The following is a 23,158-nucleotide window of genomic DNA, read 5'->3' on the forward strand; positions in this document are numbered from 1 at the left end:
AAGCCAGAGCGTTGAGGCCCAACACTAACGCCACCGTCCAAGCCAGGTAGCGGTTTCTGCCCAACAGCGGGATCGCCAACAGGAGCAGAGACGGGACTGCGAACGCTGCATAGACGACGACTTGGAGGTAGACCCAGGCGAAGCCGTTTTCGAGGACCGGCAGGAGATAGGAAAACCAAAGTCCCAACAGGGAAAGCGCCAGGGCCAACCCGCCGGATGCCCTCGTCACAACGGTCCCGACTGGAGATGCCATCTCAGATTCCTGATTAGTGGACGGTTCCTTCGGTCCATCGACGAATGAAAGCTGATCGACTTCCGCTAACCCCCCCCTTAGGCGAACTTCGCCTGTCGACCCATAGGGGACAGGGGCAATCTGAAGTGGCACCCTAAGAAGGATGTGGTTATCTCTTGGAGGATCGAGATGCGTGTCCGCTTCCCGCTGGTTATGACTGCCGCTGCCACCCTGGGAGGCCGCTTCGCTGGTGACGAAGACGCTGGCAGGTGGTCCACCCCCAAACAGATTGAGGCGGCTGCCGCTCGGTGCGGAGTTAGTGATTTTGAGCCGACGAAGGCCGGTGCCGCCTGGGCCGCCTATGTTGATGAGACGGCGCCGGATCACAGGGCCAAGGAGGACTGCATCTATGCCGACCTTGCAAGCCAAGGCCTTCTCACTACCCGATAGTCTGAACTATCGGTCGTTGTAAGTAGCAGTCGCCAAAACTTGGACCCGGTCGCGTCGTGCGCCCGAAACCTTGGCGCGGCTCACAATGACAGACAGCGATCGCTCGGTGCGATTGCGGTACGACGTAGAGGCGATTTCACCTGTTTCCGAGTGGTCCAGCAACTCCCAGCGCGCCTTGAAATCCGTTGATGCAAGCACCGCCTCCACAACCGGTTGCAGGTCCGCATCGCCCCCGCCAGTGATGTGGCACATTGGGAGCTGATCAGAGACCACCAGAACGTAGCCGCTGCTTTCGGTGGCGTTGATGCGCCAGTATTGGTTGCCGCGCCTTAGCGGCGGAGGCGGCAGCGACGCTTCGTCGATCTTGTCGACCAAGCCCATTTTATCGCCTAGGCCCACAACTGCGACGAAGGGTCCGGGGCCATCTATCCAGCTTGCCGGATTGAGAACCCATTCCTCGCATCCGCGAAAGGCCCCCGATAATGCCTCTTCGTTGGGAGAGCGAACTTCGGGGACGGGAGCGAGCGCTAGGAGGGCCAAAGCTAAGGGGTAATGCATAGCCTACCGTGTGGGTCTTAAGGTCCGCTGTCCACCCTTGGCATACGCTGGCAGTGTCCGCCTGCAGTCAGATCAGAACCGCCGCCTGCCCAGCCTACTCCCAGCGGGTCGAGACCCCGCCGCCCTCATCCCATTCGCCGCCCGCGTCCAGCGCGTCGTCGAAGTCGAGCAGGCGGTCCAGCAGGACGCCGGCGATCACGCCGATGGCGGCCACGCCGACGATGGTTGCCAGCGAGGCGACGCCGACCTTTTCATTGCGGGTCAGGCGGCGACGGCCGTTGGTGTCGATGATGCGGTCGCGGGTGCGCTTCATGCGGGCCATCAGGCGGCCATCCTCGCGGCCTTCTTCACCTTGGCCACGGCGCGCTCGCGGCGCAGGCGCGTCAGATGGTCGATGAACAGCACGCCGTTCAGGTGATCCATCTCGTGCTGGATGCACACCGCGTACAGGCCTTCGCATTCGTCCTCGATCTCTTCGCCGTTGTAGCCGAGGTACTTAATGCGGCAGCGGGCGGGACGTTCGACGGAATCGAAATACTCCGGGATCGACAGGCAGCCCTCGTCATAGGGGGCGGTCTCTTCCGAGGTCCAGACGATCTCCGGATTGACGAAATAGCGCGGGTTGCGGCGCTCGGCCTCCCATTTGGCGCGCTCTTCCGCGCCCAGGGTCGACGGATCCACGTCGTCCTCGCCCAGCTTGTCGCCCAGGTCCATGACGATCACCCGGCGGGTGTCGCCGATCTGCACGGCGGCCAGGCCGATGCCCGGCGCGTCGTACATGGTCTCGAGCATGTCATCCATCAGACCGCGCACCTCGTCGGTCACCGGTCCTTCGACCGGGGTGGAGACTTGTTTCAGCACGGCCAGATCGGCGGCGTTGTCGATGGTGAGGATACGGCGAACGGTCATGGGGGCGAGGTAGGCCCGAAGGGGCCTCAGGTCAAGATTTCCGACTGTTTCGAAGGGTTATTCGGCCAGCACGGGCAGGGGGCGCGGCTTCCGCTCGGCATCGATGGCCACATAGGTGAAGACGCCCTCGGTCACCCGCACGGAGGCGGCGCCGACCTGGTTGCGCGGACGTTTCCAGGCCTCGACGTGGACGCGGATCGAGGTCCGGCCGGTCTTGATGACATTGGCGTAGATCGACACCTCGTCGCCGACGGACACCGGCTGGTGGAAGACCATGCCATCCAGCGCGATGGTGGCGCATCGGCCCTGCGCCCGCTCGAAGGCCGGGGTGGCGCCGGCGAGGTCCATCTGGGCCAGCAGCCAGCCGCCGAAGATGTCGCCCTCGGGATTGGTGTCGGCGGGCATGGCGATGACGCGGCCGACGGGCTGGCCGGTCGGCTGTTCAGGCAGGGGGGCGGTTTCGGAACTCATGGCAGGCTTTCGTGGGAGGCAGTTCGGGGAGGCGGGGCATATCGCCCTCCACAGCCCGCATCGCAACCCTGAAAGCCCGCGAAATCAGGCTTCGGGCGAGGCCGAAAGACCCATGCGCACCAGCGCCGACAGGCTGTCGGCCTGCATCTTGCCCATGACCTTGGAACGGAAGATCTCGACCGTCCGTGGACTGATGGCCAGCAGCTGGGCGATCTCCTTGTTCGACTTGCCCTCGATAAGGGCGTCGAACACCTGACGCTCGCGCGGGGTCAGCAGGGCCAGCTTGCGGTCCACCTCCATCCGCATTTCCTGACGGGCCGACAGGTCGTCCAGCCGGTCCAGCGCGCCCTTGACCGTCTCGATCATGCGGGTCGGGTCGAACGGCTTCTCGATGAAGTCGATGACCCCGGCCTTCATCAACTGCACGGCCATCGGCACATCAGCGTGGCCGGTGAAGACGATGACCGGCCAGGCGCGGTCGTTCAGCTCGGCCAGGCGCCGCACCACCTCGCCGCCGTCCATGCCCGGCATCCGGACGTCGGTGATGACGCAGGCCGAGCGATCCTCGGGCAGGTTGGCGAAGAAGTCGGCGCCGCTGGCGAAGCCGCGCGCCCTGACGCCCTCGCTGCGCAGGAGATAGAGCAGGGAGTCCCGCACCGCCGCGTCGTCGTCGATCACGAAGACCGAGTGCCGGATATTGGTCATGCGTCGTCTGCCTCCCGAGGCATGTCGATGGTGAAGCAGGCTCCGCCCATGTCGCTGCGGCCCACCGTCAGGGTTCCGCCATGGCTGTCCACGATCGTGCGGGTCACGGACAATCCCAGGCCCATTCCGGAGGATTTCGTCGTCGTCATCGGACGGAAGATGCTTTCCATGTCATCGCCGGGAATTCCCGGACCGTTGTCCTCGACCGTCACGCGATACGCTTCGCCGCCCAAGGGACGGCCACGGATCAATACAACGGGTTTCGCCTGGTCCGAGACCGCGTCAGCCGCGTTACGAACCAGGTTGATCAAAGCTTGCTGGAACTGGATACGCTCGGCCCGAACCGTGTCGTCGACGTCAGCGACCTCGGTTCGAATTTCGACGCCCCTATCACGGCCAATGAGGGCGAAAGCGGGGCCGAGATCGTCGATCATCGACGCAATGCTTTCACTTCCGAGGCTCCGGGTACCAGTGGTCAACATGTCGCGCATGCGCCGGATGATCGTCCCGGCCCGGAGAATCTGGCCCTTGGCCAGCTCCAGCGTCCGCGCCGCGCTCTGGCCGATCAGGCCCGCGCGCTCGATGTCGCGCTGGCTGGCCTGGACATAGGTCGTCGCGGCGCTCAGCGGCTGGTTCAGTTCATGGGCCAGGGTCGCCGCCATCTCGCCCAGCGAGTTCAGCCGCCAGACATGATGCAGCTGGATGTCCAGATCCCGCGCCCGCTCCGTGGCCATCTCCGCCTCGGTCAGGTCGGTGATGCAGACTGCGGCGTAGTCCTCCTCCGACGCTTCCGGCATCACCCCCATCTGCAGGCTAAGGATCAGCGGGCGGCCGTCGGGGCGGCGGCCGATCCAGTGCCCGGTCGGCGCTTCCAGCGGCCCGTTCGAGGCCTTGCCGTCCAGCCGCTGCAGGTCGAAGCCGTGGACCAGGTCGCCGAAGGATTTGCCGGCCGTCGCCGCGCTGTCGATGCCGAACAGATTGGCCGCCGCGGGCGTCAGGCGGCGGATGCAGCCCTGACGATCCAGAATGACCACCGGCACCGTGGCCAGCACCGTGTCCAGCACCGCGTTGCGGCCCGCCAGGGTGCGGGTCAGCTCCATCGAGCGCCGGTGCATCCGGCGCTGGGCCCAGCAGATCTCGGCCACCAGCCAGCTGACGACCACGAACAGGCCCGCGTTGACGATGGTGTCGGTCAGCCCCTCGCGCGAGACCAGCGCCACATTGCCCGCGACGCACAGGGCGATGGCCAGGGCCGTGGGCGCGCGCCGGGCCAGCATGGCGGTGACGACCACCGCCGGGATCATGGGCAGGTAGTAGAAGTCCCCGAACAGCTCGAGCACCGCCCTGAGGGCGAAACAGGCCGCCACGGACACGACCGCGAGAAGCCAGGCGCGCCACCCCCGATAGGTGCGCGTGGTGGCCATGGAGAACAGTATCTCCGATGCCGAACGCGTGCCGGTCACCCTGTCCAGATCAACCCCGGTGATCGGGTCGATCCCTCCCTTTACCGGGATCTCTGTCCCGTCAGGGTCAGGCATATCAACAATCCGACTACGGGAAAATACGTATATGCCCCCGCTCCCGGCTCGACCGGGACCGAAGGGCGCGCGAAACGCCTCTGAATGGTGATTACTGAACGCATCAACGCGAAGCGGTTCGCAGCTGATGCGAACCCAATTGCAGGTTCGCGGCAAAGTTCGCAAGCGCGACGCAAGTCTAACATCGTTTGCCACAAGTAAGTGGCGGGTACGTATAAACCCCTACACGTAGGGTTTTGTACGTACGGCTCAGTTTACGAAGAATATTAGCGTTACCCCGACTATGCCCCCAACAACTAGGGGTAAGAATGTCCTCCGTTAGCCTGCCAAGCATCCGTAGAAGCGCTGCTGTTGTCGCCTCCGCCGTCGCGTCCACCTGGGTCGTCGCCAGCCCGGCCGCGGCCGATCCGTCCGTGGATTTCCAGCTGGGCGTGACCAGCGAGTACGTCGGAAAGGGCGTCGGCAAGAGCAATGGCGAGGTCGCCTGGTCCGGCCAGGTCGAGGTCTCGCAGAACGATTTCCACGCCTCGGTCTTCGTCTCGACCGCCGAGCTGTCCTCGGGCGCCGATTCCGAAATCGTCACCACTGTGGGTTGGGCTCCGGAGGCTCTGGGCTTCGAATGGGATTTCGCGGTCGTTAACCGCGACCTGCCCGGAACCCGCGCCGGCGTGGATGCGAACTACTGGGAATATCAGGCGGATATGTCGCGTTCGATCGGTCCGGTCAGCGGCCGTCTGCGCGTGAACTACACTCCGGACGGCTCCGGCGCGACGCAGGAAGCCTGGTGGGTCGAGGCCCAGGGCGGCTACCGGATCACCGGCAAGACCCGCGCCACCGCCGCGCTGGGCGTCCGCACCGCTGAAGGCGGCGCCGAATACACCGCCTGGAACGCCGGCGTGAAGCACAAGCTCACCGACGCGATCGCGGCCGACCTGCGCTGGTACGACACCGACGAGCACGACCTTGGCGAACCCTATGAGGGTCGTCTGGTCGGCGCCCTGACCTACGCCTTCTGATTTCCACGCCTTCTGATTTCACACTGATCGCCCGGGGCTTTTCGTGAACTTCCTGAACAACATGCCTGTCGGCCGGAAACTCTTCCTGGCCTTCGCCTGCGTCCTGACCGCCATCGCCGTCATGGGCGGAATGGTCTTCATGCAGATGGTCGCCCTGGACAAGGCGGGGGCCGAACGCTCCGTCGCCAACCAGATGGTCCGCTCGACGGCCTCGGCCGAGTTCTACCTGGCCCGCCAGGAGAACGCCTTCCGCGGCTTCCTGCTCTCGGGTGACGAGTACTACATCCAGCGCGCCGCGGGGCATCACCAGGCCTTTGACGAAGCCGTCAAGGAGATGGAAGAGAACGCCTCGGACGCCACCCGGGGCGACATCGAGACCCTGAGCCGCACGGCGGACGCCTGGTACGATCACGTCGTCACCCAGGGCGGCGCCCTGGCGCGCAATCCCGCGACCCGCGACCGCGCCCTGGCCATGGTCGGCCGCAGCGGCTCGGCCGATCAGGTGATCGAGCCGGTCGAAGGCGCCCTGGACACGATCAAGGAAAAGAACATGGCCGAGCTGGATCGCGTCCGCGCGATCCAGGCCGAGGCCTCCGCCTCCGCCAAATGGACGCTGGGCATCGGCATCGGCGCCGCCATCATCCTGTCGATGCTGGCCGGCCTGACCCTGACCCGCGGCATCGGCGGTCCGGTGCTGAAGATGGTCGAGCACATGAAGCGCCTCATCGGCGGCGACACCTCGCTGCAGGTGCCGGAAGCCAACCGCAAGGATGAGTTCGGCGCCATGGGCCAGGCGATCATCGCCTTCCGCGACGCCGCCATCGACAAGATCCGCGTCGAGGCCGAGGCCGCTGACTCCCGCGAGAAGGCCGAGGCCGAGCGCCGCCGCAACCTGACCGCCACCGAGGCCGCGGCCGAGGAACAGGCCCGCGTCGTGACCGCCCTCGGCGAGGGTCTGGAACGCCTCAGCGCCGGTGACCTGACCTACCGCCTGACCCAGACCTTCCCGACCGAATACGTGAAGCTGCAGTCGGACTTCAACGCCGCCATGGGCCAGCTGAAGGACGCCATGTCGGTGGTCGTCTCCAACGTCTCGGCCATCCGTTCGGGCTCGGGCGAGATCAGCCACGCCGCCGACGACCTGTCGCGCCGCACCGAGCAGCAGGCCGCCTCGCTGGAAGAGACCGCCGCGGCTCTCGACCAGATCACCGCCACCGTGAACAAGACCGCCTCGGGCGCCCGTCAGGCCTCGGACGTGGTGCAGGGCGCGCGCGGCGATGCGGAAACCTCGGGCGTCGTCGTCCGTGACGCCGTCGCCGCCATGAGCGCCATCGAGCAGTCGGCCACCCAGATCAGCCAGATCATCGGCGTGATCGACGAGATCGCCTTCCAGACCAACCTGCTGGCCCTGAACGCCGGCGTCGAGGCCGCCCGCGCCGGTGACGCGGGCCGCGGCTTCGCGGTCGTCGCCTCGGAAGTCCGGGCCCTGGCCCAGCGTTCGGCCGAAGCCGCCAAGGAGATCAAGACCCTGATCTCGGCCTCGGGCGCCCAGGTCGCCTCGGGCGTGAACCTGGTCGGCCAGACCGGCGAAGCCCTGCAACGCATCGTCGGCCGCGTCGCCGAGATCGACAGCCTGGTCTCGGAAATCGCCGCCTCGGCGCAGGAACAGGCCACCGGCCTCCAGCAGGTCAACACCGCCGTCAACCAGATGGATCAGGTGACCCAGCAGAACGCCGCCATGGTCGAGCAGTCGACCGCCGCCAGCCACTCGCTGTCGCAGGAAGCCGAGAGCCTCGCCTCGTCGGTGTCCCGCTTCCGCATCGGCGACGGCAGCGTCCAGGCGCCCCGCGCCGCCGCTCCGGCCCCGCGTCAGTCGCACGCCCCGGTCCCGCAGATGCGCGCCACCGGCCGCGGCGGCGCCGCCCTGAAGCCGCAGGCCGTCGAGGACGGCTGGGAGGAGTTCTGATGAGCGCGCCGGTCCTCCTTCCGTCCGTGCTGGACATCCGCGCCGCGGGCCCGCTGCAGGCCGAGATCCTCGCCCTGCGCGGACAGCCCGTGACCCTCGACGCCTCCGCGGTCGAGCGTCTGGGCGGCCTGTGCCTGCAGGTGCTGCTGTCGGCCCGCTCGACCTGGGCCGCCGACGGCCAGCCGTTCGATGTGACGACCGGCGACTCCTCGACCTTCTCCGACCAATGGGCCGCCTTCGGCGCCGCCCCCTTTGACACCGCACCCGTGGGAGCCGCCGCGTGACCAAGACCGTTCTGACCGTCGATGATTCCCGCACCATGCGCGACATGCTGCTGATGGCGCTGGAGGATGCGGGCTACCGCGTCATCCAGGCCGTCGACGGCGTGGACGGGCTGGAGGTCCTGGCCGCCAACGGCGCGGACATCATCATCACCGACATCAACATGCCGCGCATGGACGGCTTTGGCGTGATCGAGGGCGTGCGCGCCGATCCGAACCACCGCCACACCCCCGTGCTGGTCCTGACGACCGAGAGCGACGCCGAGAAGAAGGCGCGCGCCCGCGCCGCCGGCGCCACCGGCTGGATCGTCAAGCCCTTCGACCCGGTGAAGCTGGTGGACGCCGTCCGCCGCGTCGCCGCCTGAGGACAGAGGTTCACGTGGACGCCTTCGAAGCGATCAAGGCCACCTTCTTCCAGGAATGCGCCGAACTGCTGGCGGACCTGGAGGCCAAGCTGCTGATACTCGAGTCGGGTCAGACCGATCTGGAGACCATCAACGCCGTCTTCCGGGCCGTTCACTCGGTCAAGGGCGGGGCCGGCGCCTTCGGCCTCGAGGCGCTGGTCCGCTTCGCCCACGTCTTCGAGACGCTGATGGATGAGCTGCGCGCGGGCCGCAAGGAATGCGACGAGGTCACCGTCCGCACCCTGCTGCGCGCCTCCGACGTGCTGGCGGACCACATCGCCGCCGCCCAGGGCCTGATCCCCGATGTCGACGAGGCCCGCTCCGCCGGTCTGGTCGCCGAGATGGAAATCCTGACCCACGGCGAGGCCTCGGCTCCGGGTGTCGTCGAGGAGGAGGAAGACGATTTCGGCTTCACCCCGCTGACCGTCGGCCTGGCGCCCCTCCCGTCCCTGGATCTGCCGTCCCTCGATCTGCCGTCGCTGGACCTGCCGCCGCCGGGCGCCCCCGCGGCGTCGACCGGCTGGCGCGTCGTCTTCCGTCCGCACAACGCCATGTACGCCCACGCCAATGAGACGGGCCTGCTGTTGCGCGAACTGGGCCGTCTGGGTCCGATGGAGGTCATGCTGGACGACAGCGCGGTCCCCGCGCTGGACGCGCTGAACCCGGAAGAGAACCATCTCATCTGGACCATCGACCTGACCGCCGACGTGCCGGAATCGGCCGTGCGCGAGGTGTTCGATTTCGTCGAAACCGACTGCGACCTGAACGTCTCCCCGCTGGGTGGCGCGCCGGCCCCCGCCGCCCTGCCGGACCTGCCGTCGCTGCCGGATCTGGCCGCCCCGGCGCCCGCCGCCGATCTCGACATCTCGGCCCTGCTGGCCGCCGCCGCCGCCCCCGCTCCGGTGGCCGAGGCTCCGCCCGCCGCGCCGGCGCCCGCTCCGATCCCGGCCCCGGTCCCCGCTCCCACTCCGGTCGCCGCCGCTCCGGCGCCGAGCGCTCCGGCCGCTCCCGTCGCCGCCAATGCCCCCGCCGCGCCGCCGGCCGTCGCCCCGGTGACCATCCGCGTCGATCTGGATCGCGTCGACCGTCTGATCAACGCCGTCGGCGAACTGGTCATCCAGCAGGCCATGCTGGCCCAGCGCGTCGCCGAAAGCGGCATGGCCGCCCGCTCGTCGGCGGTGATGATGGGTCTGGAAGATCTGGAGCTGCTCACCCGCGAGATTCAGGACAGCGTCATGGCCATCCGGGCCCAGCCCGTGAAGTCGGTCTTCCAGCGCATGCCGCGTCTGGTCCGCGAAGTCGGCGACATGACCGGCAAGAAGGTGCGTCTGGTCACCTCGGGCGAGGACACCGAGGTCGACAAGACCGTGGTCGAACGCCTCGCCGAGCCGATCACCCACATGCTGCGCAACGCCATCGACCACGGGCTGGAGAAGCCCGAGGATCGCGAGGCCGCCGGCAAGTCGCCCGAAGGCACGGTTCATCTGGCCGCCCTGCACCGTTCGGGCCGCATCGTCATCGAGATTTCGGACGACGGCCGCGGGATCAACCGCGAACGGGTCCGCGGCATCGCCGTCTCGCGCGGCCTGATCGCCGAGGATGCCGTCCTGACCGACGACGAGGTCGACAACCTGATCTTCCTGCCCGGCTTCTCGACCGCCGAGACCATCACCGATGTCTCCGGTCGCGGCGTCGGCATGGATGTGGTCAAGCGCTCCATCCAGGCGCTGGGCGGCCGCATCTCGATCAGCTCGGTCCCGGGCAAGGGATCGACCTTCACCCTCAGCCTGCCGCTCACCCTCGCCGTGCTGGACGGCATGGTCGTCGGCGCCGCCGAACAGACGCTGGTCGCGCCGCTGTCGAACATCGTCGAGAGCCTGACGCCCAAGGCCGAGGACGTGCACTACGTCGGCGGCCGTGACGCGGTGATCCGCTTCCGCGAAAGCTATGTTCCGCTGGTCGACGTGGCCCAGACCATGGGCTTCCGCGATACGCCGGTGACCGCCGGTCAGGGCGTGGCCGTGGTCGTCGAAACCGAATCCGGCGCCCGCGCCGCCCTGATGGTCGACGCCATTCAGGGGCAGCGCCAGGTCGTCATCAAGAGCCTGGAAACCAACTACCAGCAGGTGCCCGGCGTCGCCGCCGCCACCATCCTGGGCGACGGCCGCGTCGCCCTGATCCTCGACGTCGACACCATTGTCGCCAATGCCCGCCGCCGCTCCCCCGGCGCCGAACTCAAGCTCGCGAGCTGATCCCCATGACCGAAGTGCAAAACAACGCCGCCGTCCGCGAACTGATCGCCTTCCGTATCGGCGAGCAGGAGTTCTGCGTCGACATCATGTCGGTGCGCGAGATCCGCGGCTGGACCCCCGCCACCCCGCTGCCGCGCTCGCCCGGCTATATGAAGGGCGTGATCAACCTGCGCGGCGCCGTGCTGCCGATCGTGGATCTGGGCGCCCGCTTCGGCCTGCGCACCTCCGAGCCGACCGCCCGCCACGTCATCATGGTGGCCCACATCGGCGGCCGCACCGTGGGCCTGCTGGTCGACGCGGTGTCGGACATCATCCAGCTCACCGACGGCGCCGTTCAGGCCACGCCGGACGTGGCCAGCGACGAGGTCCGCACCTTCGTGAAGGGCATCTTCGCGCTCGAGGGCCGCATGATCAGCCTGATCGAACTGGGCATGATCCTGCCGGAAGCGGAAGCCGAAGCCGCATGACCACCCCCGCCGGGGCGCAGTCGATGGTCGAGGGCGAGTTCGTCCTCACGCCGGACGACTTCCGCCATATCGCCCACACCCTGCATTCCTACGCCGGCATCGCGCTGGGCGAAGGCAAGGCCGCGCTGGTCTATTCGCGTCTGGCCAAGCGCCTGCGCGTCCTGGGCCTGCGCAGCTTCCGGGAATACTGCGCCCTGATCGACGGCGTGGAAGGCGTGGACGAGCGCCAGCTGATGACGGCGGCCCTGACCACCAACGTCACCCGCTTCTATCGCGAGCCGCACCATTTCGATCACCTGCGCGATCAGGTGATGCCGAAGCTGGCCGCGCACGCCCGCGCCGGCGGCCGGGTGCGCCTGTGGTCCGCCGCCTGCTCGAACGGGCAGGAGCCCTATTCGATGGCCCTGACCGTGCTCCAGACCCTGCCCGAGGCGGCGGAGCTGGACGTGAAGATCCTGGCCACGGACATCGACCCCAACATGGTCGCCCAGGGCCATGACGGCACCTATTCCGAGGAAGCCCTGGAGCCGGCCCCCGTCACCCTGTGGCGCAAGTATTTCGACCGGGCGGATCGCGGCCAGTGGACCGCCGGCGCCCAGCTGAAGCACCTGGTGTCGTTCAAGGAGCTGAACCTGATCGGCGACTGGCCGATGAAGGGCCGGTTCGACGTCATCTTCTGCCGCAACGTCGTGATCTATTTCGACGACGCCACGCAGGAGAAGGTCTGGAACCGTTTCGTGCCGCTGATGAACCCCGGCGCGACCCTCTACATCGGCCATTCGGAGCGGGTGTCCGGCGCCGCCGTGTCGCGACTGCAGACCAGCGGCCTGACCACCTATCGGCTGGGAGGCGCGGCGTGACCGCTCCCGTCACCGTTCTGGTCGTCGATGACAGCCCCACCATGCGGGGCCTGCTGACCGCCGCCCTGCGTCGCGATCCCGAGATCGAGGTGGTCGGCTCGGCCGCCGATCCGCTGGAGGCGCGCGAGGCCATCAAGCGGCTGAACCCCGACGTCATCACCCTCGACGTCGAGATGCCCAACATGAACGGGCTGGAGTTCCTCGAGAAGATCATGCGCCTGCGGCCGATGCCGGTGGTCATGGTCTCGACCCTGACCCAGAGCGGCGCGGACACCACCGTCGCGGCGCTGGAGCTGGGCGCCGTGGACGCCATCGGCAAACCCATGGACGGCACGCCCGCGACCATCGCCTTCGCCGAACTGGCGGCCAAGGTGAAGGCCGCGGCCCGCGCCCGGGTCCGCCCCCGTGGCGACGCCGCGACGGCTGCGCCCGCCGCGCCCGGCGACTACCGTCCAAATCCCGATCTGGTGCTGGCCATCGGCGCCTCCACCGGCGGGGTCGAGGCGCTGCTGACCATCCTGCAGGGCTTCCCGGCCAACTGTCCGGCCACGGTCATCACCCAGCACATGCCGGCCAGCTTCACCCGGAGCTTCGCGGCCCGTCTGGACAAGGTCTGCGCCCCCACCGTCACCGAGGCCGAGGACGGCGCGCCGGTGAAGCCGGGCCACATCTACATCGCCCCCGGCGGCGAGGCGCACCTGGAGGTCTCCGGCGGCGCGGCCCCGCGCTGCCGCCTGCTCCGCACCGACACCGTCAACGGCCACCGCCCGTCGGTGGATGTGCTGTTCGATTCCGTCGCCCGCCTGAACCGCCCGATGACCGGCGTCATCCTGACCGGCATGGGCAAGGACGGGGCGAAGGGCCTGCTCAACATGCGTGAAAAGGGCGCCCGGACCCTCGGCCAGGACGAGAGCAGCTCCGTGGTCTACGGCATGCCGCGCGCCGCCCATGAGATCGGCGCCGTCGAGCGCCAGCTGCCGCTCCAACGTCTCCGCCCCGCCATTCTCGACCTCTGCGCCGCCTCCCCCCGCGCCGACACGACTGCTGCCTGAAGGATCCCGTATGCCTGCCGCCGCCTCCCTCCATGTTCTTGTCGTCGACGATCAGCTGACCATGCGGTCGCTGGTCCGCAACAGCCTGCAGCAGCTCGGCGTGCGTGAAATCCGCGAGGCCGCCGATGGCGAGATCGCCCTGCGCGAGATCGTCACCAAGCCGGTGCACCTGGTCATCTCGGACTTCAACATGCCGAACCTGGACGGTCTGGGCCTGCTGCGCGCCATCCGCGCCCACCCGCCGATCCAGACCACCGCCTTCATCATGCTGACCGGCCGCGCCGACCGCGAACTGGTCCAGCGCGCGGTCCAGTTCGGCGTGAACAACTACCTGGTCAAACCCTTCACCGTCGCCCAGCTGAAAGAGAAGCTGGAAGGCGTGTTCGGCCCGCTGACATGAGCCCGGCGCCGGACCGGGGTGAAGTGCGCGTCCACGTCGGCCAGGGCGAGCACCACATCACCGACGACCCGAATGTCATGCTGACCACGGTGCTGGGCAGCTGCGTCGCCGCCTGCCTGACCGATCCGCTGGCCGGCGTCGGCGGCATGAACCACTTCCTGCTGCCGGACGGCGCGGGCGCGGGCACCGATGCGGGCCGCCGCTACGGCGCCTATGCGATGGAGCTGCTGATCAACGACCTGATCAAGGCCGGCGCCCGTCGCGAACGCCTTGAGGCCAAGCTGTTCGGTGGCGGTCGCATGTTCGACAGCCTGCGCGACGTCGGCATGCAGAACGCCGACTTCGCCGAACGCTTCCTGCGCGACGAAGGCATCCGCGTCGTGGGCGGCAGCCTGCGCGGCGCCGGCGGCCGTCGCCTGCACTACTGGCCGGTCAGCGGTCGCGCCCTGCAGCGGGGCGTCACCGACGTCGCCACCCCGCCCGCGCGTCCCGTGGTCACCCTCCCGCCCGTCGAGACCGGCGGCGAACTGGAGCTGTTCTGATGCCCGCCGACGCGCCCTCCCTGCTGGCCGCCCTGGCCGCCGAGATCGGCGATGTCCGCGCGGGCGTGGACCGCGTGTCGGGCCTGCTGACGGACCTCGTGCGTCGCCTGCCCGCCGAGCACCGGGCCGAGGCCCTGACCGACGCCCAGGCCCTGGACGTCCTGATCCAGCGGCTCGACGCCGTGGCCGGGGTGCTGGACGGCCTGGCCTCGGGCCAGACCTCCGCCGACGCGGTGTCGGGCGTCCTGCTGGCGGACGTGGCCGGTCGCCTGAACGGGCGCGACGCCGCCCGCGCCTCCTCCGCCCCGGCTGACGACGCCGGCGACCTGCATCTGTTCGACTGACGCCATGTCCGCCTCCGCCGCCAACACCCGCGTCAATCTGGAGCACTCCTCGGTGCTGCTGATCGACGACAACGCCAAGTCGCTGGACATGCTCAGCTCGATCTTCCAGGGCTTCGGCGTGAAGCGGCAGATCAAGTGCGAGAGCGCGGTCGAGGCCACGGAAATCCTCAAGACCCAGGCCGTCGACCTGATCCTCGTCGACTGCTCCATGCCCGAGATGGACGGCTATGAGTTCACCCGCTGGCTGCGTCGCGAAACGCCCGCGCCGGCCCGCCATACGCCGGTGATCATGCTGACCGGCCACGCGGCCCAGTCCAGCATCCAGAAGAGCCGTGACTGCGGCGCCAGCTTCGTCGTCGCCAAGCCCCTGACCCCCGCCGTCCTGCTGCGCCGCATCCTGTGGCTGGGCAATGACGAGCGCGAGTTCGTCGAGTGCGAAACCTATGTCGGCCCTGACCGTCGGGTCCGCAATTTCGGTCCGCCGCTGGGCGAGCCCGGCCGTCGCGCCGGCGACCTGTCCACCCACGTCGGCGAACCGGCCGAGGCCAATATGGATCAGTCCGACATCGACATGCTGATGAAGCCCATGCGGGTGTCGCTATGAACCAGGTTCGCACCACCAGGATCGTCAGCCCGCTGGCGAAACAGCTGGCCCGCCCGGGCGGCCGCACCATCGCCGACGCCCAGCGTCTGGCCGACGCCGGTCTGCAGCGCCACCGCGCCGGGGTGATGGACGACATCGAAGGCCTGATCGGTCGGCTGGAAGCCCTGTGCGCCGCGGCCACGCCGGAAGCGCAGGGCCGGATCTATGGCCTGGCCTCCGATCTGGTCGATCTGGCCGGCTTCTTCGACACCGGGCCGCTCTACACCGCCGGCTACAGCCTGTGCGATCTCAGCGAGCGCATGCAGACCACGGGGGTGTGGAACTGGCCCGCCGTCGAGGTCCATGTGAAGGCCCTGCGCCTGATCCATGCGGGCGGCTGCCGCGAGGGCGCGGAGTCCGATGTCCTGCTGCAGGGCCTCAGGAGCGTACTGGCGGCCTTCACGCCCGATTAGGCGAACCGCGCCTTCAGCTCGCCCTTGACCACCTTGCCCGCCGCGTTGCGGGGCAGGGGCTCGGACAGGATGTGCACCTCCACCGGCGTCTTGAACGCCGCCAGCCGCGCCGCCGTCAGGGCCTTCAGCGTGTCGGCGTCCACCGTCTGGCCGGGGGCCAGCGAGACCACGGCGATCGGCACTTCCCCCAGCACCGGATGCGGTTTGGCGATCAGCGCCGCCTCGGCCACCGCCGGATGCTCGAACAGCACCGCCTCCACCTCCTGGCAGTAGATGTTCTCTCCGCCGCGGATGATGATGTCCTTGGCCCGATCGACGATGAAGCAGAAGCCCTCCTCGTCGATCCGCGCCAGATCGCCCGTGCGCACCCAGCCGTCGACGAAGGTCTCGGCCGTCGCCTCCGGCTTGTTCCAGTAGCCCTTCACGATGTTCGGCCCATAGGCCAGCAGTTCGCCCACCTCGCCGGTCGGCAGTTCGGCGCCGTCCGGCCCCACCACCTTGATCGCGCTGACCGGCATGGCCGGGCCGCAGCTGTCCGGGCGATTCACATAGTCCTCGCCGAAGTGATGGGTGTGGGTGGCCGAGGTCTCGGTCATGCCCCAGCCCGAGCCGGGCCGCGCCGTCGTCCGATCGTCGATCTGGCGCACCAGATCGGTCGGCGCCGCCGCCCCGCCGTAGGTCACCGTCTCCAGCGAGGACAGGTCGTACTTGTCCCTGTCCGGATGCTGCAGAAGCTGGATGGCCACCGTCGGCACCCCGCCGATCAGGTTCACCTTCTCCCGCTCGATCAGCATCAGGGCCTCGGCGGCGTCGAAGCGGCGCTGGCAGACGAGGGTCTGTCCGGTCACCAGCGCGGGCAGCAGCAGGGCGTTGCAGCCGGTGGTGTGGAAGAAGGGGATGGACACCAGCCCCACCTTGGCCGGCGCGGTCGGGTCCAGCGTCGGCGGCGCCTCGCCCCGCCGCACGAAGGCGCGCACCAGCGAATACAGCCCGGCCACCGCCCCGCACCCGGCGTTGCGATGCGTGCCCAGCGCCCCCTTGGGGAAGCCCGTCGTGCCCGAGGTGTAGAAGATCGCCGCCGGATCTTCCGGGTCCAGCGGCACGCCCGGCATCTCGCCCGGCGGCAGATCGGCCCAGGTGTCCGAGGTCCCGATCACCGATTCCAGCGTCCGCACGCGCGGGTCGCCGGACGCCTCGGTCCCCCGGCACACCAGCACATCGGTCAGGTCGGTCAGTTCCGGCAGATGCGGCGCGATCCGCTCCAGCCGCTCGCCGTCGATGAGGGCGACCGTGCTGCCCGAATCCTTCAGCCCGTAGGCCAGCTCCTCGCCCGACCACCAGGCGTTCAGCGGCGTGGCGATGGCCCCCAGCAGGCTCGCGGCGAAGAAGCTGACCGGCCATTCCGGCAGGTTGCGCATGGCCACCGCGACCCGGTCGCCCTTCTTCACCCCGCGCGCCTTCAGGTCGGCCGCCAGCGCCAGGGTGGCGCGCGCGAAGGCCTCGAACGACACCCGCTCGTCGCCATAGACGATGAAGGTCCGCCCGCCCCACTGCCGCCCGGCCATGAAGCTGTGCATCAGGGTCGGCGGGGCGTTCTTCCAGATCTTGGTGGGCCGTCCCTCGATGGTCGTCTCGACCACCTCGAACGGCGATCCCGGCGCGGTCAGGGCGGCGGTCGCCTGGGCGAGGGTCAGCGCGGGCCATGCGCGCGGGGCGGCGGCGGTGTCGGTCATGTGCGTTTCCTGGTCCGCCGCTTTGCGCGGTCTGGTCTGGACGCACTGTGATCCCGTTTTCCGGACCTGATCAAGGTTCAGTTGGTCGCAGCCCGGCCCGAACGGTGCCGGGACAAGGGGGCGTTACGATCCGGGGCCCGCTCGGGGGGAAGGTTGAATGAGCCGCCGGATCGCGTTCGCCCTCACCCGGCCTCTTCCACGGAGACGCACCGGCCGGATGAAGGTGACGAGGCGGTCCGGAGCCAAGGGGGGGAGAGGTTCGGGCCGCCTGCGTCTGCGCCCGTTGTTACTGAAAACCGGACGCAGGGTTCTTGTACCCCTGACCGGTCCCGGACACATCCATCGCTTTAGTTATACGGGGTTTACCGGATCCCTCGCGGGGCTGGTGGCGCTGGCGCACCTGTGCGCGCCGCTGGTGGTCCGTCGGAAAGCCTGATCCGGGGCAACCTCCGGCGACCCCGACGGTTGGGTCCGCATGGACAAGCGCTCAAAACCTCCGGTCCTGCGCAGCAAGCGCGGCGTCGCGATCCTGCTGGTCGCCATCGTCGCCCTGTTCGCGGTCATCTACCTCGGCGTCGGCGCGACGGCCTTCCTGCGCATGCAGCTGCAGTAGGCGATCATTCGAACTCGATCCGAAATATTCCGTCGCCGGCGTAGGGCGCGATAGTGGCTCTCAGGGGTTGCTCTGAATTGCAGTGCCAGAGCCCGCTCCAGACGGGCACGGGCGACAGGCCGTGCCGAACGACGCGATTGGGATATTGAAGGTAGGGGCCCGGCTTGAGCGCGTAGGCGCACGGGTTCGCAAGCACGTCGTTGATCAGCGGCTGAAGCTCGAAATGAGCCACCACATCGGGGTTCATCCGTATCGCGGCGCAGTTGTTCGCGTTGAGGCAAGCGGGCGCCAATCGCCTCTCGGAGCCCGCGATCATGCAGCGGCCGAATCTCTCCGCAATGAAACGGTTCAGCTGATCGGCATCACAGAAGACGAAGTCGGCATCCGTCTGGCCAAGGTCAAACAGCCGGTCTCCCATGAAGGTCTCATAGTCCATCCCGCTCAGCCGGGAGACGACGGCGCGCGAGACGGCGTTCGCATATTCGACGGAGTACACCTCAGGATCGTAGCTCGCCCATCCCGGCGCATCGACATACCGGCTGTTGATCGAGCATCCCGAAATCAGAAGGGCGGCCAGGGCGGCCAGGAACCACTTCATATACAACCCCGAATATGCGGCCGAGCGACAGCTCTCGGTTATTGCCGGGTGTGGTCGCGAGTCAACGGCGACGCTGGCGCGTTTCCCTCGAAGGGTTAGTTGCCTTCGGAGCGTTGGCGATCCGCGCGTCGTCTGTTTCGAAAGAAAATGGCGCACCCGAGAGGATTCGAACCTCTGACCCCTGCCTTCGGAGGGCAGTACTCTATCCAGCTGAGCTACGGGTGCGTCTGGCGGCGAGAACGCCGGAGGCAAGGCCTCTACAGCAGGACAGGCCCGCCCTCAATCCCGAAAGCATGACGATGCTTGGCCTGCCTCGTCTCAACGCCTAGCCTGCGCCCTCGCTTCGACGGGAGGATCCGATGCGCGCCGCCATTCTCGCCCTGCTCTGTCTTGTCGGGGCCTGCGCCCCCGGGCTGTCCGTTCCGCCGACCGCCGCCCCCGGACCGGGCGGCGACAGCCTCGACGCCATCGCCCGCGACTATGTCGCCCTGACGCTGGAGATCGGCGAGCGGGAGCCGGGCTATGTCGACGCCTACTATGGTCCGGCGGAATGGCAGGCGGCGGCGAAGGCTGACCCGCGCACCCTGCCCCAGTTGATCCAGGGCGCCGCGACCCTGACCGACCGACTGAACGCCGTCTCCGTCGCGGGCGCCGAGCCGGCCATCCGCCAGCGCCGGGCCTATCTGCTGGCCCATGTGTCCGCGGCCTCGGCGCGGCTGCGCATGCTGTCCGGCGAGACGATGAGCTTCGCCGACGAGGCCGAGGCCCTGTTCGGCATCCGCCCCGAACTGCGGCCCCTGTCGTCGTTCGATCCGGTGCTGGCCGAGATCGACGCCCTGATCCCCGGTCCGGGCTCTCTGACCGACCGGGTGACCGAATTCCGCTCCCACTATGTGATCCCGCGCGACCGTCTGCAGGTCGTCATGGACGCCGCCATCGCCGAGTGCCGGACCCGCACCGCCCGCCATATCCGCCTGCCCGCCAACGAGAATTTCACCCTCGCCTTCGTCGGCGACAAGCCGTGGTCCGGGTACAATTATTACCAGGGCAATTCGCAGTCGAAGATCGAGATCAACGCCGACTTCCCCATCTACACCGAGCGGGCGATCGATCTGGGCTGCCACGAGGGCTACCCCGGACACCACGTCTACAACGCCCTGCTGGAACAGACCTTCGTGCGCGAGCGCGGCTGGGTCGAGATGAGCGTCTATCCGCTGTTCAGCCCCATGTCCTTCGTCGCCGAGGGCAGCGCCAACTACGGCATCGACCTGGCCTTCCCGGGCGACGAGGCGACCCGTTTCGAGCGCGAGGTGCTCTTCCCCCTGGCCGGTCTGGACCCGGCGACGGCGCAGAAGAAGGCCCAGCTCGGCGCCCTGACCCGCCGGCTGGCCCGCGCCGAATACACCATCGCCGACGACTATCTCGCCGGCCGGGTCGGGCGCGACGAGACCATCGAGCGGCTGATGAAATACAGCCTCGCCGACCGCGCCAAGGCGACCCAGCGCCTGCGCTTTATCGACACCTACCGAAGCTACATCATCAACTACGGTCTGGGCCGCGACGTGGTGCAGGCCTGGGTCGAGCGGCAGGGGCCGGATCACTGGCGGACCATGGAGACCCTGCTGTCCAGCCAGATCCTTCCGGTCGACCTGGACTGATCGCCCGGCCCCTTTTTCGGCCCTAGTTGATGACCCGGTCGTCCTGGTCCAGGCCCCGCATGAAGGCGGTCAGCCGGGCCAGGGCGCCGAGGTCGCGCTCGTCGGTGCGGCTGCCGGCCCGCAGGTTGTCCAGCAGGACCTCGAGGATCATCACCGCATGCTTGGGCGTCTCGGGCTTCTGGTCCAGGATCTGGGCCTCGGCGCGGGCGCGCAGGGCTTCGGTGGTTTCGTCAGGGCCGCTGGATTGCGTCCAGACCGACCAGGCCTGATCGATGTTTGTCTTGGGCATGGGATCCGCCCTCCCGGGCGAAGCGTCGCGCGGCCCAGGCTTCCCAGGCGCCGACGAAGAAAGTGATACAGATGAGCAGCCACACCTCCAGGCGGATGGTGACGGCCGTCCACACGAAATGCCGGCCCGCGGCCAGCAGCAGAACGACGTGGGTCAGGACGGAGATCAGCTGGAAACCGGCCAGGGCAGTCAGCCACCAGCGGTCCCGCGCATAGGTCAGCCACAGGATTGCGATCAGGAAGGCCAGCTCCAGCGCCGCCACCCCGGCCCGCCAGTTGCCGATCTGGATCGGCTCCACCACGCGGACGAGGACCAGCAGGACCAGGACCATCGCGCCCACCACGCGCTCTTCCCAGCCGCCGAACCAGAACAGCGCCAGCACCCCGGCGAGGGTGAAGACCGTGATCGCGATCGTGATCACCGACCCGTCCGTCAGGCCACCGCCAGCCGACCGGTCGGCTTGGGATTGTTGACGTCGCCGTCCTGCGGCTTGCTTTCGCCGGGGATCAGCAGGGCGTGGTTCAGGCCCATGCGACGGGCGTCGCGCAGGGCGTGATTGTGCGCCTCGACCAGTTCGCCGCGCGCCTCGGTCAGGGTGTGCAGGGCCTTGGCGGCGGCGCTGAAGGCGCGGTGTCCGGTGCCGGCGGCCAGGCCGGCGTCCATGCGGCCGGTCAGGGCGTGGGAGATCATGTCGGCCAGCCGGGCGCCGGCGGCGTCGATCAGGTGTTCGGTCTCACGCAGGTCGAGCGCGACCGTGCTGGCGAACTCGTCAGGTTTCCGGGCGATGTTCATAGGGTCCTTCGGGATCAGGGGTTTCCACCTGTCGGCGCGAATGGATCCGTCCCCCCGAACACCAGTCCGACCAGTCCCGTCAGCACGATCAGCAGGAACAGTCCCGCCACCGCCCATCCGAAGACAGCCAGGGTGCGCACCCCCGGCGAACCGGGCGTCCGCCACCGCCCCAGCCTTGCATAGAGCCCGTAGAGCCCCCCCGCGGCCGGAGTGGTGGAGGCGAGGGAACCGGCGACCCGGTCCGCATCGACGCCCCGATCTGGCGGCGAAACCGGCTCCGGCGGAATGGCGTGCGTCGCGTATGACGCGTCAGACGCCATCGCCCTCAGCGCCGCCTTGCGGGTGCTGACGCCGAACTTTCGCAGCACCTCGCGGAAATGCTTGTCGACCGTGTTTTCGGAGATGCCGAGCGCGCGCGCGATCTCCTTGTCGGTCATGGTGGCCGACAGCCGCAGGCATTCCTCCTGCCGTTTTGTCAGCCGTTCCGGCATCCGCGTTCACCCTCCCGGCTCCAGCTAAGTCCGTCCGGGCGTTGTCGTCCAGAGCCTTGATTCTGCAAGCGCCTTCCCGCCCCGGGGGAGGGGCGTCAAAGTTAACGCACGGGAACGGCGTTCGGTCGCGTACGGGGCTCACAGCCGCCGCACGCTCGGCCCCATCGCCGGCGGCCGGGCCAGCTCCGTGATCGCCCAGACCAGCGCATCGGCCCGGTCCGGCGAGCGCCCGCCGGCCTCCTCGGCGCCCAGCCCCATCAGCTCCTCCTCCAGCGCTCCCAGCCCCGGCGCATGCGCCACCCGCCCCTGTTCGTACAGGGCCGCCACCGGCTCGGCCCGCGCGACCTTCCCGGTCGTCGCATGCACCCGCCGCACCGGCGCCGTCAGGCCGCAGTTCCTCAGCACCGCCTCGCCCATCTCCCCGCCCTGATTGCTCTCCAGCACCACCCGCGCCCCAGAACCGACTGAGCTCCAGTCGTCCACCGCCGCCTTCACCCGACCGGCCCAGGCGTCCGGCGACAGCCCCGCCGCCGAGCGGTCCTCCAGCACCACGAACCGCATCCCGATCCGCCCCGCCACCACGATCCCGCACGCATCCCGCGGCCGCCCCGTCAGCGTCCCGGCGGGAGGATCGACCGCCACCACCACTCTTTCCAGTGGGCTACCGCCCTTCGGGCTACTTGAGCCCATCTCGGAGCCCAACGCCTTCGCCCGCGCGATATCCTCCAGCCGGAACAGCGCCCCCTCGGCCTCCAGCAGCTGCCCCTCCAGCTCCTGCGCCGCCCGCCGCGTCCCGCCGTACAGATCCTCCATCGCGTCCAGAAACCCGGGCGCGAGGTTCCGCGCATTGGCCTTCGTCCCCGCATGCGTCCGCACGCATCCGGCTTCCGCCAGCACCCCGCGCATCAACCGCCCGGGCTTCGGCGTGGTCGTCAGGACCAGTTTGGGGGCGCTACCGCTCGCGACGCGGTCGCTCGCTGCTTGAGCGCGGTCGGGCTCTTCAAGGTTAGCCTGCGCGAAGCGCCAGGCCGCGTCGGGTCGGGAGGTCCCCGAAGGGGCCGACGGTCCGCGGCCCAGCAAGGAATCGCTGGCCCGCACCGGCCACGGCAGTCTTAGACCCAGCCTGAGCATGGCCAGCGTTTCTTCGCTGTAGAACCACGCACACACCTCATCCCCCCAGGCGGCGTGGAACTGCGGCCCTCTCAGCCGCTGCGGCTCCTCGGCCGAGAAGACCAGCCCCACCGCCCCGCCGGGAAACCTCAGCCGCCGCCGCGACGGCTCATAGGTCGCCCCCGACCAGTAGGGCAGGTTCAGCAACCCCGACGGCCCGTCGATCATCACCGCCCGCGCGTCATTCAGCGTCGGCGCGATCAGCGCGATCCGCCCGCCCTCGCCCAGCCGCATCGCCGTTTGCCACACCCATTCCGCCCCCGCCCGCGTCTTCCCGGCCCCGCGCCCGCCCAGAAACACCCAGGTCCGCC

The 23,158-nt window shown here is 68.6% G+C and carries 28 protein-coding genes and 1 tRNA gene; 15 read left to right on the plus strand and 14 right to left on the minus strand.

Annotated features, from left to right (window positions below):
* Positions 1–688: 688 nt before the first annotated feature.
* The 6 genes from ACFQQC_RS04040 to ACFQQC_RS04065 form a co-directional block, all read right to left on the minus strand.
* Positions 689–1,057, minus strand: coding sequence for a hypothetical protein (locus ACFQQC_RS04040; RefSeq protein ID WP_376859928.1), 369 nt, complete (start codon positions 1,055–1,057; stop codon positions 689–691).
* A 277-nt stretch (positions 1,058–1,334) separates the two neighbouring features.
* A complete protein-coding gene (locus tag ACFQQC_RS04045; RefSeq protein WP_376859930.1) occupies positions 1,335–1,562 on the minus strand; it encodes a hypothetical protein in 228 nt (75 codons plus the stop codon).
* Entirely contained in the window at positions 1,562–2,149 is a 588-nt protein-coding gene (locus ACFQQC_RS04050; protein ID WP_376859932.1) for a peptide deformylase, read from the minus strand. The genes ACFQQC_RS04045 and ACFQQC_RS04050 overlap by 1 nt, the downstream gene beginning before the upstream one ends.
* Positions 2,150–2,206: 57 nt before the next feature.
* Positions 2,207–2,620 carry an acyl-CoA thioesterase gene (locus ACFQQC_RS04055; protein WP_376859933.1) on the minus strand — a complete coding sequence of 138 codons (414 nt, stop codon included), beginning with the start codon at positions 2,618–2,620 and terminating at the stop codon, positions 2,207–2,209.
* A gap of 84 nt (positions 2,621–2,704) precedes the next feature.
* The gene (locus ACFQQC_RS04060) at positions 2,705–3,325 is read right to left on the minus strand and encodes a response regulator transcription factor (protein ID WP_376859935.1); all 621 of its coding nucleotides are present in this window, start codon (positions 3,323–3,325) and stop codon (positions 2,705–2,707) included.
* Positions 3,322–4,749 (minus strand): ATP-binding protein, encoded by a 1,428-nt coding sequence (locus tag ACFQQC_RS04065; RefSeq protein WP_376859937.1) that lies wholly within the window; start codon positions 4,747–4,749, stop codon positions 3,322–3,324. Before ACFQQC_RS04065 ends, ACFQQC_RS04060 begins: the two co-directional genes overlap by 4 nt.
* Before the next feature lie 422 nt (positions 4,750–5,171).
* Here ACFQQC_RS04065 and ACFQQC_RS04070 point away from each other — a divergent pair, with 422 nt between their 5' ends.
* The 13 genes from ACFQQC_RS04070 (at position 5,172) to ACFQQC_RS04130 (ending at position 15,503) form a co-directional block, all read left to right on the plus strand.
* Positions 5,172–5,879, plus strand: coding sequence for a TorF family putative porin (locus ACFQQC_RS04070; protein WP_376859939.1), 708 nt, complete (start codon positions 5,172–5,174; stop codon positions 5,877–5,879).
* 61 nt (positions 5,880–5,940) lie between these two features.
* On the plus strand, positions 5,941–7,845 hold the full coding sequence (locus tag ACFQQC_RS04075) for a methyl-accepting chemotaxis protein (RefSeq protein WP_376860850.1): 1,905 nt from the start codon (positions 5,941–5,943) through the stop codon (positions 7,843–7,845).
* On the plus strand, positions 7,845–8,129 hold the full coding sequence (locus ACFQQC_RS04080; protein ID WP_376859941.1) for an STAS domain-containing protein: 285 nt from the start codon (positions 7,845–7,847) through the stop codon (positions 8,127–8,129). The genes ACFQQC_RS04075 and ACFQQC_RS04080 overlap by 1 nt, the downstream gene beginning before the upstream one ends.
* A complete protein-coding gene (locus ACFQQC_RS04085) occupies positions 8,126–8,491 on the plus strand; it encodes a response regulator (protein ID WP_376859943.1) in 366 nt (121 codons plus the stop codon). The genes ACFQQC_RS04080 and ACFQQC_RS04085 overlap by 4 nt, the downstream gene beginning before the upstream one ends.
* 14 nt (positions 8,492–8,505) lie before the next feature.
* Positions 8,506–10,782, plus strand: coding sequence for a chemotaxis protein CheA (locus ACFQQC_RS04090; protein ID WP_376859945.1), 2,277 nt, complete (start codon positions 8,506–8,508; stop codon positions 10,780–10,782).
* Between the two features lie 5 nt (positions 10,783–10,787).
* Positions 10,788–11,249: a chemotaxis protein CheW gene (locus ACFQQC_RS04095; protein ID WP_376859947.1), complete on the plus strand. Its 462-nt coding sequence runs from the start codon at positions 10,788–10,790 to the stop codon at positions 11,247–11,249.
* The gene (locus ACFQQC_RS04100) at positions 11,246–12,109 is read left to right on the plus strand and encodes a CheR family methyltransferase (protein WP_376859949.1); all 864 of its coding nucleotides are present in this window, start codon (positions 11,246–11,248) and stop codon (positions 12,107–12,109) included. Before ACFQQC_RS04095 ends, ACFQQC_RS04100 begins: the two co-directional genes overlap by 4 nt.
* A complete protein-coding gene (locus ACFQQC_RS04105; RefSeq protein WP_376859951.1) occupies positions 12,106–13,161 on the plus strand; it encodes a chemotaxis response regulator protein-glutamate methylesterase in 1,056 nt (351 codons plus the stop codon). The genes ACFQQC_RS04100 and ACFQQC_RS04105 overlap by 4 nt, the downstream gene beginning before the upstream one ends.
* A gap of 10 nt (positions 13,162–13,171) precedes the next feature.
* Positions 13,172–13,561: a response regulator gene (locus ACFQQC_RS04110; RefSeq protein ID WP_376859953.1), complete on the plus strand. Its 390-nt coding sequence runs from the start codon at positions 13,172–13,174 to the stop codon at positions 13,559–13,561.
* Positions 13,558–14,103, plus strand: a complete 546-nt coding sequence (locus ACFQQC_RS04115) for a chemotaxis protein CheD (RefSeq protein ID WP_376859955.1) — start codon at positions 13,558–13,560, stop codon at positions 14,101–14,103. Before ACFQQC_RS04110 ends, ACFQQC_RS04115 begins: the two co-directional genes overlap by 4 nt.
* Positions 14,103–14,447: a hypothetical protein gene (locus tag ACFQQC_RS04120; protein ID WP_376859957.1), complete on the plus strand. Its 345-nt coding sequence runs from the start codon at positions 14,103–14,105 to the stop codon at positions 14,445–14,447. Before ACFQQC_RS04115 ends, ACFQQC_RS04120 begins: the two co-directional genes overlap by 1 nt.
* A 4-nt stretch (positions 14,448–14,451) precedes the next feature.
* Positions 14,452–15,051, plus strand: coding sequence for a response regulator (locus ACFQQC_RS04125; protein ID WP_376859959.1), 600 nt, complete (start codon positions 14,452–14,454; stop codon positions 15,049–15,051).
* Positions 15,048–15,503 (plus strand): chemotaxis protein CheE, encoded by a 456-nt coding sequence (locus ACFQQC_RS04130; protein WP_376859961.1) that lies wholly within the window; start codon positions 15,048–15,050, stop codon positions 15,501–15,503. Before ACFQQC_RS04125 ends, ACFQQC_RS04130 begins: the two co-directional genes overlap by 4 nt.
* Here ACFQQC_RS04130 and ACFQQC_RS04135 read toward each other — a convergent pair.
* Positions 15,500–17,236, minus strand: coding sequence for a class I adenylate-forming enzyme family protein (locus ACFQQC_RS04135; protein WP_376859963.1), 1,737 nt, complete (start codon positions 17,234–17,236; stop codon positions 15,500–15,502). The genes ACFQQC_RS04130 and ACFQQC_RS04135 overlap by 4 nt on opposite strands.
* Positions 17,237–17,711: 475 nt before the next feature.
* On the opposite strand from ACFQQC_RS04135, the gene ACFQQC_RS04140 reads away from it, so the two are divergent.
* On the plus strand, positions 17,712–17,849 hold the full coding sequence (locus ACFQQC_RS04140; protein ID WP_376859965.1) for a hypothetical protein: 138 nt from the start codon (positions 17,712–17,714) through the stop codon (positions 17,847–17,849).
* Between the two features lie 4 nt (positions 17,850–17,853).
* Here ACFQQC_RS04140 and ACFQQC_RS04145 read toward each other — a convergent pair whose 3' ends face one another.
* Positions 17,854–18,447: a hypothetical protein gene (locus tag ACFQQC_RS04145; protein ID WP_376859967.1), complete on the minus strand. Its 594-nt coding sequence runs from the start codon at positions 18,445–18,447 to the stop codon at positions 17,854–17,856.
* Between the two features lie 148 nt (positions 18,448–18,595).
* Positions 18,596–18,672, minus strand: a tRNA-Arg gene (locus ACFQQC_RS04150).
* A 134-nt stretch (positions 18,673–18,806) separates the two neighbouring features.
* On the opposite strand from ACFQQC_RS04150, the gene ACFQQC_RS04155 reads away from it, so the two are divergent.
* Positions 18,807–20,105 carry a hypothetical protein gene (locus ACFQQC_RS04155; protein WP_376859969.1) on the plus strand — a complete coding sequence of 433 codons (1,299 nt, stop codon included), beginning with the start codon at positions 18,807–18,809 and terminating at the stop codon, positions 20,103–20,105.
* A 22-nt stretch (positions 20,106–20,127) separates the two neighbouring features.
* Here the strand turns inward: ACFQQC_RS04155 and ACFQQC_RS04160 are convergent, their stop codons facing one another.
* The 5 genes from ACFQQC_RS04160 to ACFQQC_RS04180 form a co-directional block, all read right to left on the minus strand.
* Entirely contained in the window at positions 20,128–20,394 is a 267-nt protein-coding gene (locus ACFQQC_RS04160; protein ID WP_376859971.1) for a hypothetical protein, read from the minus strand.
* Entirely contained in the window at positions 20,336–20,815 is a 480-nt protein-coding gene (locus tag ACFQQC_RS04165) for a hypothetical protein (RefSeq protein ID WP_376859973.1), read from the minus strand. Before ACFQQC_RS04165 ends, ACFQQC_RS04160 begins: the two co-directional genes overlap by 59 nt.
* 11 nt (positions 20,816–20,826) lie before the next feature.
* Complete coding sequence (locus tag ACFQQC_RS04170) at positions 20,827–21,186, minus strand: hypothetical protein (RefSeq protein ID WP_376859975.1); 360 nt, start codon at positions 21,184–21,186, stop codon at positions 20,827–20,829.
* Positions 21,187–21,200: 14 nt separating this feature from the next.
* The gene (locus ACFQQC_RS04175) at positions 21,201–21,677 is read right to left on the minus strand and encodes a LuxR C-terminal-related transcriptional regulator (RefSeq protein WP_376859977.1); all 477 of its coding nucleotides are present in this window, start codon (positions 21,675–21,677) and stop codon (positions 21,201–21,203) included.
* A 138-nt stretch (positions 21,678–21,815) separates the two neighbouring features.
* Positions 21,816–23,158 (minus strand): terminase large subunit domain-containing protein (locus tag ACFQQC_RS04180; protein WP_376859979.1); only part of this gene is annotated, 1,343 nt, incomplete at its 5' end.

This window comes from Brevundimonas sp. GCM10030266, assembly GCF_042666595.1.
GTDB lineage: Bacteria > Pseudomonadota > Alphaproteobacteria > Caulobacterales > Caulobacteraceae > Brevundimonas.